This is a genomic window from Luteitalea sp. (genome assembly GCA_009377605.1).
Classification (GTDB): Bacteria; Acidobacteriota; Vicinamibacteria; order Vicinamibacterales; family Vicinamibacteraceae; genus WHTT01.
This window is the reverse complement of record WHTT01000244.1, coordinates 1-805: the sequence shown is the minus strand read 5'-3', so window position 1 is coordinate 805 and position 805 is coordinate 1. Positions and strand designations below refer to the sequence as shown.

Genomic DNA, 805 nt, shown 5'->3' with positions numbered 1-805 from the left:
ACGGTGTATTCACCGACCAGCAGGCTCGGCACCGAGTACGCGCCCTGGGCGTTGGTCGTGACGCTCGTGGTCACATCCGTGGCGACGTTCGTGACATCCACGGTGACACCGGGCAGCGCCACGCCCGTGCGGTCGGTGACGGTGCCGAGGATGGTGCCTCGTCCCTGCTGAGCGGACACGGGTGTGGCGGCGATGACGAAGGCGGCAAGCGCAAGAGCCCAGGGGCCACAGGCGCGACAACGGGCAGCGTGGCCCGGGCGACGTGGGCGGGCGTCGGGGGGCATAGCTACGCGACTCCTTTGCTGATGGAGGGGAAGAATAGATTGACAAATTGAAAATGTCAAATCTAAAATTTCAGTGGATAGATCTAGCGTGGCATAACCAGCGTCGGCCGTGTGTCCGGTCGCACGACCAGCAGAAAGGTGTAGGCCCGACCTTTAGGTCGGGCGCGCAGTCATCACACAGCCATGTCCATCGTCATCAGTCAGATCGGGAAATGCCTCGGCGTGCTCGCCGTGATGGGCACAGCAGCGTACGTCGCCGCCCTGCCGCCCCAGGCCCAAGCCGTGCTGCTGAACCAGAGCGGCTTCAACACCGACCGGCCGAAGCGCTTCACCGCACCCGGCGCCGAGGACGGTGCACGCTTCACCGTCGTCGGACGCGACGGCACCGTCCGCTTCCACGGCACCATCCAGGGCGGCGTCGGCGACTTCAGCGATTTCGGGCCCACCGATGGCCGCGACTTCCGCGTCGTCGTGGAGGGCGCGATGGGCGGGGGCGAGTCCGTGCCGTTCGGCATCGGCCC

Annotated in this window: 2 protein-coding genes; one reads left to right on the top strand and one right to left on the bottom strand. The window is 66.5% G+C overall.

The window, feature by feature from the left end; genetic code table 11:
• The coding region (locus GEV06_28755; GenBank protein MPZ21834.1) for a hypothetical protein at positions 1-284 on the bottom strand (284 nt) is incomplete at its 3' end.
• A gap of 183 nt (positions 285-467) precedes the next feature.
• Here GEV06_28755 and GEV06_28750 point away from each other — a divergent pair.
• A partial coding sequence (locus GEV06_28750) for a hypothetical protein (protein MPZ21833.1) occupies positions 468-805 on the top strand: 338 nt, incomplete at its 3' end.